The 16,099-nt window shown below is 59.7% G+C and carries 13 protein-coding genes; 7 read left to right on the top strand and 6 right to left on the bottom strand.

Annotated elements, in window-relative coordinates:
- Positions 1–3: 3 nt before the first annotated feature.
- The 5 genes from benB to ACOI7D_RS10980 form a co-directional block, all read right to left on the bottom strand.
- Entirely contained in the window at positions 4–489 is a 486-nt protein-coding gene (gene benB, locus ACOI7D_RS11000) for a benzoate 1,2-dioxygenase small subunit (RefSeq protein WP_060589503.1), read from the bottom strand.
- Entirely contained in the window at positions 489–1,871 is a 1,383-nt protein-coding gene (locus tag ACOI7D_RS10995; RefSeq protein WP_044523467.1) for a Rieske 2Fe-2S domain-containing protein, read from the bottom strand. The genes benB and ACOI7D_RS10995 overlap by 1 nt, the downstream gene beginning before the upstream one ends.
- A gap of 109 nt (positions 1,872–1,980) precedes the next feature.
- The gene (gene catA / locus ACOI7D_RS10990; RefSeq protein ID WP_060589552.1) at positions 1,981–2,907 is read right to left on the bottom strand and encodes a catechol 1,2-dioxygenase; all 927 of its coding nucleotides are present in this window, start codon (positions 2,905–2,907) and stop codon (positions 1,981–1,983) included.
- A gap of 69 nt (positions 2,908–2,976) precedes the next feature.
- Complete coding sequence (gene catC, locus ACOI7D_RS10985) at positions 2,977–3,267, bottom strand: muconolactone Delta-isomerase (RefSeq protein ID WP_023289855.1); 291 nt, start codon at positions 3,265–3,267, stop codon at positions 2,977–2,979.
- Between the two features lie 19 nt (positions 3,268–3,286).
- On the bottom strand, positions 3,287–4,450 hold the full coding sequence (locus ACOI7D_RS10980; protein WP_072198971.1) for a muconate cycloisomerase family protein: 1,164 nt from the start codon (positions 4,448–4,450) through the stop codon (positions 3,287–3,289).
- A gap of 171 nt (positions 4,451–4,621) precedes the next feature.
- On the opposite strand from ACOI7D_RS10980, the gene ACOI7D_RS10975 reads away from it, so the two are divergent.
- Entirely contained in the window at positions 4,622–5,458 is an 837-nt protein-coding gene (locus tag ACOI7D_RS10975; RefSeq protein ID WP_072198970.1) for an IclR family transcriptional regulator domain-containing protein, read from the top strand.
- On the opposite strand, the gene kmrA is transcribed toward ACOI7D_RS10975, so the two are convergent.
- Entirely contained in the window at positions 5,453–6,952 is a 1,500-nt protein-coding gene (kmrA, locus tag ACOI7D_RS10970; protein WP_060589501.1) for an efflux MFS transporter KmrA, read from the bottom strand. The genes ACOI7D_RS10975 and kmrA overlap by 6 nt on opposite strands.
- A gap of 119 nt (positions 6,953–7,071) precedes the next feature.
- On the opposite strand from kmrA, the gene ACOI7D_RS10965 reads away from it, so the two are divergent.
- The 6 genes from ACOI7D_RS10965 (at position 7,072) to narI (ending at position 15,972) form a co-directional block, all read left to right on the top strand.
- Entirely contained in the window at positions 7,072–7,647 is a 576-nt protein-coding gene (locus tag ACOI7D_RS10965) for a TetR family transcriptional regulator (protein ID WP_048336097.1), read from the top strand.
- A 175-nt stretch (positions 7,648–7,822) separates the two neighbouring features.
- Entirely contained in the window at positions 7,823–9,205 is a 1,383-nt protein-coding gene (locus ACOI7D_RS10960; RefSeq protein ID WP_023289860.1) for a NarK family nitrate/nitrite MFS transporter, read from the top strand.
- 113 nt (positions 9,206–9,318) lie between these two features.
- Entirely contained in the window at positions 9,319–13,059 is a 3,741-nt protein-coding gene (locus ACOI7D_RS10955; RefSeq protein ID WP_060589500.1) for a nitrate reductase subunit alpha, read from the top strand.
- The gene (narH, locus tag ACOI7D_RS10950; protein ID WP_004202708.1) at positions 13,056–14,600 is read left to right on the top strand and encodes a nitrate reductase subunit beta; all 1,545 of its coding nucleotides are present in this window, start codon (positions 13,056–13,058) and stop codon (positions 14,598–14,600) included. The genes ACOI7D_RS10955 and narH overlap by 4 nt, the downstream gene beginning before the upstream one ends.
- Positions 14,600–15,295, top strand: a complete 696-nt coding sequence (narW, locus tag ACOI7D_RS10945) for a nitrate reductase molybdenum cofactor assembly chaperone (protein WP_060589499.1) — start codon at positions 14,600–14,602, stop codon at positions 15,293–15,295. Before narH ends, narW begins: the two co-directional genes overlap by 1 nt.
- Positions 15,292–15,972: a respiratory nitrate reductase subunit gamma gene (gene narI, locus ACOI7D_RS10940; protein WP_023289864.1), complete on the top strand. Its 681-nt coding sequence runs from the start codon at positions 15,292–15,294 to the stop codon at positions 15,970–15,972. The genes narW and narI overlap by 4 nt, the downstream gene beginning before the upstream one ends.
- Positions 15,973–16,099 lie beyond the last annotated feature (127 nt).

The raw sequence follows: 16,099 nt of genomic DNA, 5'->3' as shown, positions 1-16,099 counted from the left end.
CTCTTAAATGTGGTAAACGTCGATCACCTGACGGATATAATCGTTATTCAGGCGCACGGTTTTGCGCACGATCTGCGGTCTGCCGTCCTGCTCGGTCAGCGTGCAGCAGGTGGCGCCGAAAAAGGCGTCGGTGTGTTGATAGCGGTGGCTCCAGGTCACCCAGCTGTAACGCACCTCCAGCCCTTCATCGTTCTCCCCCAGCAGCTCGACGTTGCTGATGATATGGGTGGTTCGCGGCTCCGGCGTGCTGGCCCCGGACCGCTCGGTTTTAATCCGGTAGACGCGATCCTCCAGCCCTTCGCGGTTGGGATAGTAGATCAGCGAAATCTCTTTTTGCGGATCGCGCGTCAGCTGGTCATCGTCGCCCCACGCCGGCATCCAGTAGACGACCTGCGGGCTGTAGCAGCTGAGCCATTCATCCCACTGACGATCATCCAGCAGACGGGCTTCGTAGTAGAAAAACTGGCGTACCTGTTCGAGGTTCAGCATCAGGCCACCTCCACGCGCTGGGTGATCGACTGGTCATAGCGTTGCTGCTCTTGTTCAATCGCCGCCAGCATCAGCGTCTGCCAGTGATGGTGATGGGCGATATACAGCGCCTCGTCCTCTGATTTCACGCCGCTTAAGCGCGGATGAAATCCGGCGTGCTGCGCATGCTCATCCGGACCGTCGACCCAGCGCAGCGCGCCGCGGCTGAGATCGCTCCACGCCAGGTTTTCGCCGAGATAGCCGCGCTGACAGGCGCTGAACTCTTCGAGGTCGTCCGGGGTCCCCATCCCGCTGACGTTAAAGAAATCCTCGTACTGGCGGATGCGCAGGGCCCGCGCCTGGTCGGATTCCCCCTTCGGCGCAAAGCACCAGATAGTGACTTCGGTTTTGTCCACCGCCAGCGGACGAATGACGCGGATCTGGGTGGAGAATTGATCCATCAGATAGACGTTGGGGTACAGGCACAGGTTGCGGGTTTCGTTGACCATCTGGTCGGCGCGGAGTTCGCCGAATTCCGCCTGCAGGCGCTCGCGGTGGGCATACACCGGGCGCACCTCCGGGTTCAGCGCCCGGGTCCACAGCAGCATATGGCCGTTATCAAATCCGTAGCCGCCGCCGAGGCTTTTTGACCAGCCGTTGGCGTCCACCGCATGGGTGCCTTCCGCTTCATAATTGCGCCGCGACATGGTGGAGGCATAGTTCCAGTGCACCACGCTCACGTGGTAGCCATCAGCGCCGTTCTCTGCGCCCAGCTTCCAGTTGCCCTCGTACACATAGCTCGACGATCCCTTGAGCACCTCCAGCCCCTCCGGCGCCTGGTCGACGATCAGATCGATGATTTTGCAGGTTTCCCCGAGATAGGCTTCCAGCGGCTGCACGTCGGCATTGAGGCTACCGAATAAGAAACCGCGATAGGACTGAAAACGCGGCAGCTTTTGCAGGTCGTGCGATCCTTCCTGTTTAAAAGTGTCAGGATAGCCGCCGGTACTTTCATCTTTGGCTTTTAATAGTTTGCCATTATTGCTGAAGGTCCAGCCGTGAAACGGACAGGTAAATGAGTTTTTATTCCCGGTTTTCCGTCGACATAACATCGCGCCGCGATGGGCGCAGCTGTTAATTAACGCATGCAGCTCGTTCTTTTTATCGCGGGTAATAATGACCGGCTGACGCCCCAGCGTCAGGGTATAATAATCCCCCGGTTCGGCTATTTGGCTTTCATGGGCGAGAAACGCCCAATTACCTTCAAAGATATGCTTCATTTCAAATTCAAACAGCTGCGGGTCGGTAAATATCGAACGGTGGCAGCGGTAAATATGGTTTTCACGATCGACAATTAAGGCGTTGTTAATTTTGTCTTTAAGCGCTGATAGCGTCTTTTGCATGTGTCAGTCCCTCCTGCAGTATTCAGGATGAAAGAAACCGGGTGAATTGTTTGCTTTCAGGTGCAATGTCTGGCCCGGGCAACCGCGTGCCCGGGGCCGTTACAGCAGATTACGCTTTGGCGCGCAGGCGGGCGCCGCGCTGCTCTTCGTCGGCGCTGAGCGCTTTACACAGGGTGAAATCAAAACAGACCTCAGTGTGCTCTCCCTCAAGGTCGCGCTGCGCGATAGTCTCGCGGTCCGTCACTTTGATCGGGTCGGCAATCAGGCCGTCGCGGGTGGCAAAGGCAAAATCATCCCACAGGTATTTATCGCCGCTGAGGTTGATCTGGCTGGTGAGATGTTTATGCCCCGGCGCGGAGACGAAGAAGTGAATGTGCGCCGGACGGTTGCCATGGCGGCCTAACCGATCCAGCAGCTTCTGCGTCGGGCCATCCGGCGGACAGCCGTAGCCGGATGGCAGGATGCTGCGCACGCTGTAGCGGCCATCGGCACCGGTGCGGATCCGCCGGCGCAGGTTGTATTCGCTCTGGCTCGGGTCGAAGAAGGAGTAATTGCCGAGGGTATTGGCGTGCCAGATATCGACAATGGCGTTGGCCACCGGCCGGCCCTCGGTATCGTTGACCTGGCCATGCAGCCACATCACTTCCCCGGCGTCGGCGCCATCATCCATCCGGGCGTGGCCGTCCGCCAGCGGCGCATTAGCCACATACAGCGGCCCTTCGATGGTGCGCGGGGTGCCGGTTTCCCGGCGCGCCGCCGCGTCAATGGCGTCCTGACGCAGGTCGAGGAAATGCTCCAGACCCAGTCCCGCCACCAGCAGCGCCGCCTCCTGACGGCCGCCCAGCGCATGCAGATAGTTCACCGCATGCCAGAACTCTTCTTCGGTGACGTTATAGTCGTCGATCAGCGTACAGATATTCTCCAGCAGACGGTGAATAATGGCTTTAAAACGTTCGTTACCGCCAGGGACATGTAAACCCGCGCCTTCACGTAATAATTTCTGCACGGCTTCTTGTTGTACGAAAGCATTACTCATCATTATTCTCTCTTATCGTTGTAGGGTATTTCCCGGGTCACCCCGGCATAAGGTCAGGTGTTATTATTATTAGCTATCGTCGTCACGAACAGACGAGGGATGACGGCACAGCGCCTCGACGCGAATATCCATAAAAGGATACAGCGGCAATCCCATTAATATTTGATGTAACTCTTCGGCATCGTTGACATCGAAAATACTGACATTGGCGTAAAGACCGGCGACGCGCCAGATATGTCGCCATTTGCCTTCCCGCTGTAATTGTTGTGAATAGGCTTTTTCGCGTTGCTTTATTTCCTCCGCTTCGGCGACGGGAAAACCAAGCGGAATATTCACGGTCATCTCCACTTTAAATAGCATGTGTTTCTCCTGTTACCCGCTACGCCTGGCGGGTGTAAAAACGCAGTTTGTCTTCATCCAGCTCGACGCCAAGACCCGGGGTTTGCGGGAGCACCACCTCGCCGTCGGCAAAGGAGAGCGGTACGCTGACGATATCGTCTTTCAGCAACAGCGGGCCGAACATCTCGCTGCCCCACTGCAGCGGCAGTGTCGACCAGGCGTGCAGCGAGGCGACAGTCCCCACGGTCCCCTCCAGCATGGTGCCGCCATACAGGCCAATCCCCGCCGCCTGGGCGACGCGAGCCAGCGCCAGTACGCTATTCGGTCCGCCGGCCTTGGCTATTTTCAGCGCGTAAGCGCCGGTAAAGCCCTGCTGCGCCAGTTGATAGCCATCGTAAGCGGTGGCTACCGCTTCGTCGGCGAGGATCGCGGTTTCAATATGCTGGCTCAACCGCACCAGCGCCGCGTTGTCGTGGGCGCTGACCGGCTGTTCGATGAGGTCGACGCCCATCGCCGCCAGCTCGCGGCAGCCTTTCGCGCCGGTCGCGGCGTCCCAGGCCTGGTTGACGTCGACGCGGATGCTGGCGCGATCCCCTAACGCTTCCACAATGGCGCGGGTATGGCGCAGGTCGGTAGCTAATTCGCGGGCGCCAATTTTCAGCTTGAATGCCCGATGGCGGCCCTCTGCTAACAATTTTTCCCCTTCGGCAATATCTTTTGCGGTATCGCCGCTGGCTAACGTCCACAGCACCGGCAAGGACGTTTGCAGCGCGCCGCCGAGCAGCGCCGACACCGGCAGGCCCAGCGCTTTGCCCTGGGCATCCAACAGCGCGGTTTCAATGGCGGACTTCGCAAAGGTGTTGCCTTTAATGGCGCTGTTCATGCGGGCGGTCAGCGCATTCAGGTTATCGGCCGGTTGCCCCAGCAGCAGCGGCGTCAGGTAATGCGTTATCGCCGACGAGATAGCCTCCGGGCTCTCGACGCCATAGCTCAAGCCGCCGATGGTGGTGGCCTCGCCAATGCCGCAGATGCCGTCGGAGCGAGTAAGGCGCACGATCACCAGCGTCTGACATCCCATGGTGGTCATCGACAATTTATGTGGCCGGATGGTTGGGACATCCACAATCCAGCTCTCAATACCTTCTACGGTGGCAGTCATTTTCGCTTCCTGATGAGATGTATAACTTTTTGTACCCACATCCATAACGGGGAGGGCTGTGCCATTGACAATAGGGTTCGGTCTGGCGGGTGGTCAACGGCGATAATCGAAATGTTGTGCGATTATCGGCACGTTTGTTAAAAGGCGGTTAATAATGTGATCGCGGTGGTAAAACCGGCACAATTCAGGACGGTGCGGTTTGCGCACGGTATAGTGATGCCCCGTGAGCTTTGCAATGCAACGGAGAGGGAATCCATGCGTGACCATACCCCCACCACCCTAAGCGCCAGGCAGGCCGAGCACGATCCCAACTTTATGCTGTCTCTGGCTCGCGGGCTGGAGGTGCTTAACGCCTTTACCCCGCAGCGTCAGCGGCTGACCATTTCCCAGTTAAGCCAGAAAACGCAAATTTCCCGCGCGGCGGTACGCCGCTGCCTGTATACCCTCGCCGCGCTGGGCATGGTCCATAGCCCGGATGGCCGCCATTATGAGCTGTTGCCCCGGGTGCTGGCGGTGGGCCATGCCTATCTCGCCGGCACCCCGCTGGCGAAAGTGGCGCAGACGGCGCTGGATAGCCTCGGCAAAGCCCTCGGCGAATCCTGTTCGGCGGCGACGCTCGATGGGGATAACGTGCTCTATATCGCCCGCGCCGCGGTGAATAATTTACTGAGCGTCGATCTCGGACGCGGCAGCCGTCTGCCGGCGTGGGCGACATCGATGGGTCGGGTATTGCTCAGCGCGCTGCCGGAGGAGCAGCTGGAGGTGACACTGTCACGCGCCGTGCTCATTCGCTACACCCCACACACCCTGTGCGATATGGCCGGGCTACGCGCGGAGATTGATCGGGTGCGCATGCAGGGCTATGCCCTCGCCGACCGCCAGATAGAGGTGGGCCTGTGCTCGCTGGCGGTGCCGGTGCTGTCGCGTCATGGCCAGGTGGTGGCCGCGCTGAATGTCGGAGTGCCGGCCGCGACGGTCAGCGCCGCGGCGTTAAAAGAGAAGGCCCTCGCCCCGCTACGTCGCGCGGCGATGGACCTGTCGCTACAGCTATAGCGCCGACGGCGGCTTCGTCGCCGTGGCGAGGCTGCGCCAGATCCCGGCGGCCAGCAGCAGCAGCATGACCCCCGCTGTCGCCAGCACCAGGCTGTGCGACTGGGTAAAGGCCGCCTTCGCCGCCGCCATTAGCGCCTCCGCCACCCCGGCGGGCAGCGCCTGGGTCAGGCTGACCGCCTCGCCGATCGATGACGACGCCTGCTGCGCCATCGTCTCATTCAGCCCGGACGGTAGCACAATGGTGGCGCTGTAGCTGCGGGTGAGGATCAGGCCGAACAGCGCAATGCCGAGGCCGGCGCCCAGCTCATAAGCCATGGTTTCGATCGCCCCGGCCGCCGCCGCTTTCTCCTTCGGCGCCGCCGCCATAATGGCGGAGCTGGAGGCCAGCAGCGCGCTGGCGACGCTAAAGCCCAGCAGCGTCATCAGCCCCCAGGCCAGCCAGTGTTGAGTGCTGAAATCGGTCAGCGCCAGGCCCAGAAAGCTGAAGGCGCTCAGCAACATCCCGCCGGTAGCCACCTCGCGCAGTCCGAGCTTCGACACCAGCATCCCGGCAATCGGCCCGCTAAAGCCGCTGGCCACCATCACCGGCAGCATAAACATCCCCGCCTCGAACGGCGTTTTCTGATGCACAAACTGCAGCTCCTGCGCCATCAGCAGCTCAAAACCCACCAGGGTAATCAGGGCCGTCATCGCCATCATCACCCCGCTTAAAATAATGCGATGGGTGAACAGGCGCATATCCACCATCGGCCGGGCCGCCGACAGCTGTTTGCGGATAAACCAGGTCAGCATCGCCGCCCCGCCGATCGCCACCAGCGCGGTGAGCCACAGCGCCAGCTGGCCCTTGAGGGCCGATTTGGCGCTAAACACCAGCATCAGGATCGCCGCAATCAAAATGAGCGCCTGCAGCAGGTTCAGCGGCTGGTCGCGGCGCGCGGGCTGGCGCGGCACCACTTTCGCGTTAATGGCGATAACCACCAGCACAATCGGCACGTTGATCAGGAACACCGATCCCCAGTAGAAATGCTCCAGCAGCATGCCGCCCACCAGCGGGCCAAAGGCCGCGCCGCCGGAGCCCACCGCCGCCCACAGCCCCAGCGCCATATTGCGCTGGCTGGCCTCGGCGAAGGTGCTGCGGATCCCGGCAAGCGTCGCCGGAACGATCATCGCCGCCCCCACCGCCAGCAGGGCGCGGGAGGCAATCAGCGTCAGGGCGGTCGGCGACAGCGCGGCGCACAGCGAGGCGATGCCAAAAATAGCGCTGCCGAGCAGCAGCAGACGTTTAAAGCCGATTTTATCGCCAAGGGCGCCCATCGGCAGCACCATCCCGGCCATCACCAATGAATAGATATCAATGATCCACAACAGCTCATTGCCGCTGCTGCCCAGCGCGACGCTGAGGGTCGGCGCGGCCACATGCAACACCGTGGCGTCAATCGCCACCGGAATATAAACCAGCAAAATCGCCATCAGCGTCATCCATTGCCGTGACATAGCGTGTACCTCAATGTTAGAACTTGGACACATGTCCAGGATGGCGATCCTGCCGGATTGTTGAACACATGTCCAACTTTTTGTTACACTCGGCCAAAGCCAGATATCAGCGGGGTTCTATGCACTATTTACAGCGGGATGAGCGACGGGAAGGAATTATGCAGGCCGCCATGCGTCTGGCGCTGCGCGGCGGCTTCAGCGCCATGACCGTCCGGCAGATCGCCCGCGAAGCGCAGGTGGCCGCCGGACAACTGCACCACCACTTCGCCTCCATTGGCGAGCTGAAGTCCCAGGTGTTCATCCGTCTTATCCGCGAGATGCTTGACATGCCGCTGGTGGCGGAGGATGCCAGCTGGCGCGAGCGGTTATTCTCGATGATCGGCAGCGAGGATGGCCGGCTGGAACCCTATATCCGCCTGTGGCGGGAAGGCCAGGTTCTGGCCGACAGCGACCCGGACATCAAAGCGGCCTACCTGCTGACCATGACCATGTGGCATGCCGAGACCGTGGCGATCGTGGAACAGGGCCTCGCCTGCGGTGAGTTTCACTCGACCGAGCCGCCGGTGGATATCGCCTGGCGTTTTATCGCCCTGGTGTGCGGCCTCGACGGGATTTACGCCCTCGGCACCCAAACCCTGGACGAGACGGCGTTTAGCCGTTACGTCAATAAGATGATTACGCTGGAGTTATTTTAGTTAAATTTTACATTTAGTAACAATTAATCCCGCTACGCTCTCCACGTGCACTCCGACAGCACGTTTTTTTTATCTACGCTTTTTAGATAACGCCAATTAAGGGTTATTCACCGTCACCTTGTATTCAGCTGTTGACCTTATTTATTTACTCCATTCCGGGCAATTAGAGGGCAATATGTCGGTACAAAATGAGAAAGATAATCATTACCTTTTGAAAAACTGGCGGCCAGAAAATAAGGCCTTCTGGGAAAACAAGGGTCAGGCCATTGCGAGAAGAAACCTATGGATATCAGTCACCTGCTTACTACTTGCCTTCTGCGTATGGATGTTATTCAGCGCCGTGGCGGTCAACCTTAATAAGGTCGGTTTTCATTTCACTACCGACCAGCTTTTTTTATTAACCGCACTTCCTTCACTTTCCGGCGCGATATTACGGGTCCCCTACTCCTTTATGGTACCCCTCTTCGGCGGGCGCTACTGGACCGTATTAAGTACAGTGATCCTAATTGTGCCTTGTATTTGGTTAGGCGTGGCGATCCAGAATAGCGCTACTCCATTCTGGGTATTTATTGTTATTGCGCTGCTGTGCGGTTTTGCCGGGGCTAATTTTGCTTCCAGTATGGGAAATATCAGTTTCTTTTTTCCCAAAGCCAAACAGGGCAGCGCGCTGGGGGTCAACGGCGGCCTGGGCAATCTCGGGGTCAGCGTGATGCAGATGGTCGCCCCGGCGGTGATCTTCCTGCCGATCTTCACCTTCCTCGGCGTCCATGGCGTCACCCAGCCCGATGGCTCGACCATGGCCCTGAGTAATGCGGCGCTCGTCTGGGTACCCCTCCTGCTGCTTGCCACCGCTGCCGCCTGGTTCGGTATGAATGATATCGCCAGTTCGAAGGCCTCGATTCGCGATCAGCTTCCCGTACTCAAGCGCCCGCATATGTGGCTGTTGAGCCTGCTCTATCTGGCGACTTTCGGCTCATTTATCGGCTTCTCCGCCGGCTTCGCCATGCTGGCGAAAACCCAGTTTCCTGCGGTCGACATTCTCAAGCTGGCTTTCTTTGGACCGTTTATTGGCGCGCTGGCGCGCTCGTTCGGCGGGATCATCTCCGACCGTCTGGGCGGTGTGCGGGTGACGCTGGTCAATTTCGTGCTGATGGCGCTCTTTACCGGTCTGCTGTTCCTCACCCTGCCGGGCAGCGGATCCGGTAGCTTCCTCGCCTTCTACGTGGTGTTTATGGGTCTGTTCTTAACCGCCGGGCTCGGCAGCGGCTCCACCTTCCAGATGATCGCCGTCATCTTCCGTCAGCTCACCATCGAGAGCGTGAGGCAGCGCGGCGGCAGCGAAGAAGAAGCGCAGCATGAAGCCGTGACCGATACCGCTGCCGCGCTGGGCTTTATCTCGGCAATTGGCGCCATCGGCGGCTTCTTTATCCCGAAAGCCTTCGGCACCTCGCTGGCGATGACCGGTTCGCCGGTCGGGGCGATGAAGGTCTTCTTCGTTTTTTACGTGGTTTGCGTATTGGTGACCTGGCTGGTCTACGGCCGTCGTAAACCCGCTTAACTATAACGATTTATCTGCCGGATGGCGGCTTCCGCCTTATCCGGCGTACGCGTTCGTTCGCTCATCCGGCCGGGTGGCACGATGCCGGACTTTATCGGAGCAGGAGAAATGTCATGAGTAAACTACTGGATCGCTTTCGCTACTTTAAGCAGAAAGGCGAAACCTTTGCCAACGGCCACGGTCAGGTCTACAACAACAACCGTGACTGGGAAGACAGCTACCGTCAACGCTGGCAGTTCGACAAAATTGTCCGCTCCACCCACGGCGTGAATTGCACCGGCTCCTGCAGCTGGAAAATTTATGTCAAAAACGGTCTGGTGACCTGGGAAACCCAGCAGACCGATTATCCGCGTACCCGCCCGGATCTGCCGAACCATGAACCACGCGGCTGCCCGCGAGGCGCCAGCTACTCCTGGTATCTCTATAGCGCCAACCGCCTGAAGTACCCGCTGGCGCGTAAACGGCTGATTGCGTTGTGGCGCGAAGCACTGGCGCAGTTTCCCGACCCGGTGCAGGCCTGGGATAGCATCATGCAGGATCCGGCCAAAACCTCCAGCTATAAAGCGGCGCGCGGCAAAGGCGGCTTTGTCCGCTCCAGCTGGAAAGAGCTGAATCAGCTCATCGCCGCCGCCAACGTCTGGACCATCAAACACTACGGCCCGGACCGTGTCGCCGGGTTCTCGCCGATCCCGGCGATGTCGATGGTCTCCTACGCGGCGGGTACCCGCTATTTATCCCTTATCGGCGGCACCTGCCTCAGCTTCTACGACTGGTACTGCGATCTGCCCCCGGCCTCGCCAATGACCTGGGGCGAGCAGACCGACGTGCCGGAATCCGCCGACTGGTACAACGCCAGCTACATTATCGCCTGGGGCTCCAACGTGCCGCAGACCCGGACCCCGGATGCCCACTTCTTCACCGAAGTACGCTACAAAGGCACCAAAACCATCGCCATCACCCCGGACTATTCGGAAGTGGCCAAACTGTGCGACCACTGGCTGGCGCCGAAGCAAGGTACCGACAGCGCGCTGGCGATGGCCATGGGCCACGTCATCCTCAAAGCCTTCCACCTTGATAACCCGAGCGATTACTTTCTTAACTACTGCCGCACCTATACCGACATGCCGATGCTGGTGATGCTTGAGCCGCGCGACGATGGCAGCTATGTGCCAGGCCGCATGCTGCGCGCCTCCGACCTGCTGGATGGACTGGGCGAAACGAATAACCCGGAATGGAAAACCGTCGCCTGCACCGCCGACGGCGAACTGGTGGCGCCAAACGGTTCCATCGGCTTTCGCTGGGGCGAAAAAGGGAAATGGAACCTCGAACCGCTGGCTGACGGCAAAACGGTGGAGCTCACGCTGTCTCTGCTGGATATTCGCGACAGCGTGGCGTCAGTCGCCTTCCCCTACTTCGGCGGCAATGAAAACCCGCATTTCCGCAGCGTGCCGCAGGCACCGGTAACCCTTCATCCGCTCCCGGTGAAACAGCTGACGCTGGCCAGTGGCGATAGCGGCCTGGTGGTCAGCGTATATGACCTGATTCTGGCTAACTACGGCCTGGACCGAGGGCTTGATGATGTCAATGCGGCGAAAGATTTCGCCGAGGTTAAAGCCTATACCCCGGCGTGGGCGGAGCAGATCACCGGCGTGCCGCGCCAGCATATCGAACAAATCGCCAGCGAGTTCGCCGATACGGCGCATAAAACCCATGGCCGTTCGATGATTATCCTCGGCGCCGGGGTAAACCACTGGTACCACATGGATATGAACTACCGGGGGATGATTAACCTGCTGGTGTTCTGCGGTTGCGTCGGCCAGAGCGGCGGCGGTTGGTCGCACTATGTTGGTCAGGAGAAGCTGCGCCCGCAGACCGGCTGGCTGCCGCTGGCGTTCGCGCTGGACTGGAACCGTCCGCCGCGGCAAATGAACAGCACCTCCTATTTCTACAATCACGCCAGCCAGTGGCGCTATGAAAAACTGACCGCGCAGGAGCTGTTGTCGCCGCTGGCCGACGCCAGCAAATTTGGCGGCAGCCTTATCGACTTCAACGTCCGCGCGGAACGGATGGGCTGGTTGCCTTCTGCGCCACAGCTCAACGTCAACCCGCTGACCATCAAGCAGCAGGCCGAGGCCGCCGGGCTATCGCCTTCGGAGTTCACGGTGCGGTCGCTAAAATCCGGCGAGATCCGCTTTGCCGCCGAGCAGCCGGACAGCGGTAAAAACCATCCGCGGAACCTGTTTATCTGGCGCTCTAACCTGCTGGGATCGTCCGGTAAGGGGCATGAGTACATGTTGAAGTACCTGCTCGGGACCGACAGCGGTATTCAGGGGGATGAACTGGGCGCCAGCGATGAGGTGAAACCTGAGGAAGTCGAGTGGCAGACGGCGGCTATCGAGGGCAAACTCGACCTGCTGGTGACGCTGGATTTCCGCATGTCCAGTACCTGTCTCTTTTCCGATATTGTTCTACCGACCGCCACCTGGTACGAAAAAGACGATATGAACACCTCGGATATGCATCCGTTTATCCACCCGCTTTCCGCCGCCGTCGACCCGGCGTGGGAGGCAAAGAGCGACTGGGAGATTTACAAAGATATCGCCAAATCCTTCTCGCAGGTCTGCGTCGGCCATCTCGGGAAAGAGACCGACGTGGTGCTGGTCCCGCTGCAGCATGACTCTCCGGCTGAGCTGGCGCAGCCGTTCGAGGTGCTTGACTGGCGTAAGGGCGAATGCGATCTGATCCCCGGGAAAACCGCTCCGTCGATTGCCCTGGTGGAGCGCGACTATCCCGCCACCTGGGAACGCTTCACCTCTCTCGGGCCGCTGCTCGATAAGCTTGGCAACGGCGGGAAAGGCATCTCGTGGAATACGCAAAGCGAAGTCGATTTCCTCGGCAAGCTTAACTACCTCAAGCAGGACGGTCCGGCCAAAGGCCGGCCGCGGATCGACAGCGCCATTGACGCCTCCGAAGTTATTCTCAGCCTCGCGCCGGAAACCAACGGCCAGGTGGCGGTGAAAGCCTGGCAGGCGCTGGGAGAATTTACCGGTCGCGACCACACTCATCTGGCGCTGAATAAAGAGGATGAGAAGATCCGCTTCCGCGATATTCAGGCGCAGCCGCGCAAGATCATCTCCAGCCCAACGTGGTCCGGACTGGAAAGCGAGCACGTCTCCTACAACGCCGGTTATACCAACGTGCACGAACTGATCCCGTGGCGCACCCTCTCCGGGCGGCAACAGCTGTATCAGGACCATCCGTGGATGCGGGCTTTCGGCGAAAGCCTGGTGGCTTATCGCCCGCCCATTGATACCCGCAGCGTCAGCCAGATGAAGGCCGTGCCGCCGAACGGTTTTCCGGAGAAAGCGCTGAACTTCCTGACCCCGCACCAGAAATGGGGGATCCACTCCACATACAGCGAAAACCTGCTGATGCTGACGCTGTCGCGCGGCGGGCCGATCGTCTGGCTCAGTGAAACTGACGCCAGAGAGCTGGGCATTGAAGATAACGACTGGATCGAAGCGTTCAACGCCAACGGCGCCCTCACCGCCCGGGCGGTGGTGAGCCAGCGCGTGCCGCCGGGGATGACCATGATGTATCACGCTCAGGAGCGGATTATGAATATCCCGGGTTCGGAAGTGACCGGCCGCCGCGGCGGCATTCATAACTCCGTCACCCGCGTCTGTCCGAAGCCGACGCACATGATCGGCGGCTACGCCCAGCTGGCCTATGGCTTTAACTACTACGGCACCGTCGGCTCCAACCGCGACGAGTTCATCATGATCCGCAAAATGAAAAATATTGCCTGGCTGGATGACGAAGGTCGCGATCAGGTACAGGAGGCGAAAAAATGAAAATCCGTTCTCAGGTTGGAATGGTGCTGAATCTGGACAAATGCATCGGCTGTCACACCTGCTCGGTCACCTGTAAAAACGTCTGGAGCAGCCGGGAGGGCATGGAGTACGCGTGGTTCAATAATGTGGAAACCAAACCGGGCATTGGCTACCCAAAAAACTGGGAAGACCAGGAGCAGTGGCAAGGCGGCTGGATCCGCGGCATCAGCGGTAAACTGACGCCCCGCCTCGGCAATCGGGTTAGCGTGCTGTCGAAGATATTCGCCAACCCGGTGCTGCCGGCGATTGACGATTACTACGAACCTTTCACCTACGATTACCAGCATCTGCACAACGCGCCGGAGGGAAAATATCTGCCTACCGCCCGCCCACGCTCGCTGATCAGCGGCGAGCGGATGGATAAAATTGACTGGGGCCCGAACTGGGAGGAACTGCTCGGCGGTGAGTTCGAGAAACGCGCCCGCGACCGTAACTTCGAAGCCATGCAGAAAGAGATGTACGGCCAGTTCGAAAACACCTTTATGATGTACCTCCCGCGCCTGTGCGAGCACTGCCTCAACCCGAGCTGCGTGGCCACCTGCCCGAGCGGCGCCATCTACAAGCGTGAGGAAGATGGCATCGTGCTGATAGACCAGGACAAATGCCGCGGCTGGCGGATGTGCATCAGCGGCTGTCCATATAAAAAAATCTACTTTAACTGGAAGAGCGGTAAGTCGGAAAAATGCATCTTCTGCTATCCGCGCATTGAGTCCGGGCAGCCAACGGTGTGCTCCGAAACCTGCGTCGGGCGCATCCGCTATCTCGGCGTCTTGCTGTATGACGCCGACCGTATCGAAGAAGCTGCCAGCACCGAGCATGAAACCGACCTCTATGAGCGCCAGTGCGAGGTATTCCTTAATCCAAACGATCCGGCGGTCATCGAGGAAGCGTTAAAACAAGGCATCCCCCACAATGTCATTGAGGCGGCGCAGAAATCGCCGGTCTATAAGCTGGCGATGGACTGGAAGCTGGCCCTGCCGCTGCATCCGGAGTATCGCACCCTGCCGATGGTCTGGTATGTGCCGCCCCTGTCGCCGATCCAGTCGGTTGCCGACGCCGGCGGCCTGCCCAACAACGGCGCCATCCTGCCGGCGGTTGAGAGCCTGCGCATTCCGGTCCAGTACCTGGCGAACCTGTTGAGCGCCGGGGATACCGGACCGGTATTGCGCGCGCTGAAACGGATGATGGCGATGCGCCACTACAAGCGCTCGCAAACCGTCGAGGGCGTGACCGATACCCGGGCAATTGAAGAGGTGGGACTCAGCGTTGAGCAGGTCGAAGAGATGTATCGCTATCTGGCGATCGCCAACTACGAAGACCGCTTCGTGATCCCCACCAGCCATCGCGAACTGGCGGAGGACGCCTTCCCGGAACGCAACGGCTGCGGCTTTACCTTCGGCGACGGCTGTCACGGGTCAGATACGAAATTCAACCTGTTTAACAGCCGGCGGATTGACGCCATCGACGTCAGCGGCGTGCGTAAGCATGGGGAGGGAGAGTGATGCGGATCCTGAAAGTGCTCGGTCTGCTGCTGGAGTATCCCGACGAGGTGCTGTGGGAGAACCGCGACGAAGCCCTGGCGCTGGTCAGCGCCGATATCCCTTCCCTGACGCCCTTTGTCGGGGAGCTGCTGGCGGCGCCGCTGTTGGATCGCCAGGCCGACTGGTGCGAGGTATTCGAGCGAGGGCGCGCCACCTCGCTGCTGCTGTTTGAACATGTGCATGCTGAGTCCCGCGACCGTGGCCAGGCGATGGTGGACCTGATGAATCAGTATCAGCAGGCAGGTCTGATGATCGATTGCCGTGAACTGCCCGACTATCTGCCGCTGTATCTGGAGTATCTCAGTATTTTACCCCTCGCCGACGCCCGCGAAGGGCTGCAGAATATCGCGCCGATTCTGGCGCTGATCGGCGGCCGCCTGAAGCAACGAGAATGTTCGTATTATCAACTGTTTGACGCTCTGCTGGAACTGGCAAAAAGCCCGCTCAACAGTGACAGTGTCACCAAACAGGTGGCGGGAGAAAAGCGCGACGATACCTGTCAGGCGCTGGACGAAGTGTGGGAAGAAGAGCAGGTGAAGTTTATTGAAGATAATGCGACCGCTTGCGACAGCTCGCCTATGCAAGCTTATCAACGACGCTTTAGCCAGGATGTGGCGCCGCTGTACGTCGACATCCGCGCCGGAGGCCCGAAATGATCCAGTATCTGAACGTCTTCTTTTACGATATCTACCCTTACCTTTGCGGCGCCGTGTTTCTGCTCGGCAGCTGGCTACGCTACGACTATGGGCAGTATACCTGGCGCGCGTCATCCAGCCAGATGCTGGATAAACGCGGGATGGTGCTATGGTCGAACTTGTTTCATATCGGCATTCTCGGCATTTTTTTCGGCCATCTCTTTGGCATGCTGACCCCGCACTGGGTCTACTCGTGGTTCCTGCCAATGTCGCAGAAGCAGCTGATGGCGATGATCCTCGGCGGCGTGTGCGGGGTGCTCACCCTGGTGGGCGGCATCGGTCTGCTGGCGCGCCGCCTGACCAACCCGCGCATTCGCGCCACCTCCACCACGGCAGATATTCTGATCCTGTGCATTTTGCTGATTCAGTGCGCGCTGGGGCTGACGACGATCCCCTTCTCCGCCCAGCATCCGGACGGCAGCGAAATGCTCAAGCTGGTGGACTGGGCGCAGGCGGTGGTCACCTTCCACGGCGGTGCCTCGGCGCATCTGGACGGCGTGGCCTGGATTTACCGCGTCCACCTGGTGCTGGGGATGACCATCTTCCTGATCTTCCCGTTCACCCGTCTGGTTCACGTCTGGAGCGCGCCGGTGGAGTATTTCACCCGCCGCTACCAGGTGGTGCGCTCCCGACGCTGAGCGCTGGCGGCTGTTATCATTCATCCTAACCGGTAGCCCGGACGCGGCTTTCGCGCGAGTCCGGGTAGTTATCGACCCGGCTCCAGCCGTTATGCCGGGTGGCGGCTGTCGCCTTACCCGGCCTACA

The organism is Klebsiella sp. C360 (genome assembly GCF_048822415.1).
Lineage (GTDB): Bacteria > Pseudomonadota > Gammaproteobacteria > Enterobacterales > Enterobacteriaceae > Klebsiella > Klebsiella quasipneumoniae.
The sequence above is the reverse complement of the archived record's forward strand: the minus strand, read 5'-3'. Positions and strand labels throughout refer to the sequence as shown.

Bases quoted from the DNA above. Each gene is read 5' to 3' on its own strand.
- narW (WP_060589499.1), top strand. From the start codon at position 14,600: ATGCGGATCCTGAAAGTGCTCGGTCTGCTGCTGGAGTATCCCGACGAG.
- ACOI7D_RS10980 (WP_072198971.1), bottom strand. From the start codon at position 4,450: ATGGATGTGGGTACAAAAAGTTATACATCTCATCAGGAAGCGAAAATG.
- ACOI7D_RS10955 (WP_060589500.1), top strand. From the start codon at position 9,319: ATGAGTAAACTACTGGATCGCTTTCGCTACTTTAAGCAGAAAGGCGAA.
- catC (WP_023289855.1), bottom strand. From the start codon at position 3,267: ATGCTATTTAAAGTGGAGATGACCGTGAATATTCCGCTTGGTTTTCCC.
- catA (WP_060589552.1), bottom strand. From the start codon at position 2,907: ATGAGTAATGCTTTCGTACAACAAGAAGCCGTGCAGAAATTATTACGT.
- benB (WP_060589503.1), bottom strand. From the start codon at position 489: ATGCTGAACCTCGAACAGGTACGCCAGTTTTTCTACTACGAAGCCCGT.
- ACOI7D_RS10965 (WP_048336097.1), top strand. From the start codon at position 7,072: ATGCACTATTTACAGCGGGATGAGCGACGGGAAGGAATTATGCAGGCC.
- narH (WP_004202708.1), top strand. From the start codon at position 13,056: ATGAAAATCCGTTCTCAGGTTGGAATGGTGCTGAATCTGGACAAATGC.
- narI (WP_023289864.1), top strand. From the start codon at position 15,292: ATGATCCAGTATCTGAACGTCTTCTTTTACGATATCTACCCTTACCTT.
- ACOI7D_RS10995 (WP_044523467.1), bottom strand. From the start codon at position 1,871: ATGCAAAAGACGCTATCAGCGCTTAAAGACAAAATTAACAACGCCTTA.
- ACOI7D_RS10960 (WP_023289860.1), top strand. From the start codon at position 7,823: ATGTCGGTACAAAATGAGAAAGATAATCATTACCTTTTGAAAAACTGG.
- ACOI7D_RS10975 (WP_072198970.1), top strand. From the start codon at position 4,622: ATGCCCCGTGAGCTTTGCAATGCAACGGAGAGGGAATCCATGCGTGAC.
- kmrA (WP_060589501.1), bottom strand. From the start codon at position 6,952: ATGTCACGGCAATGGATGACGCTGATGGCGATTTTGCTGGTTTATATT.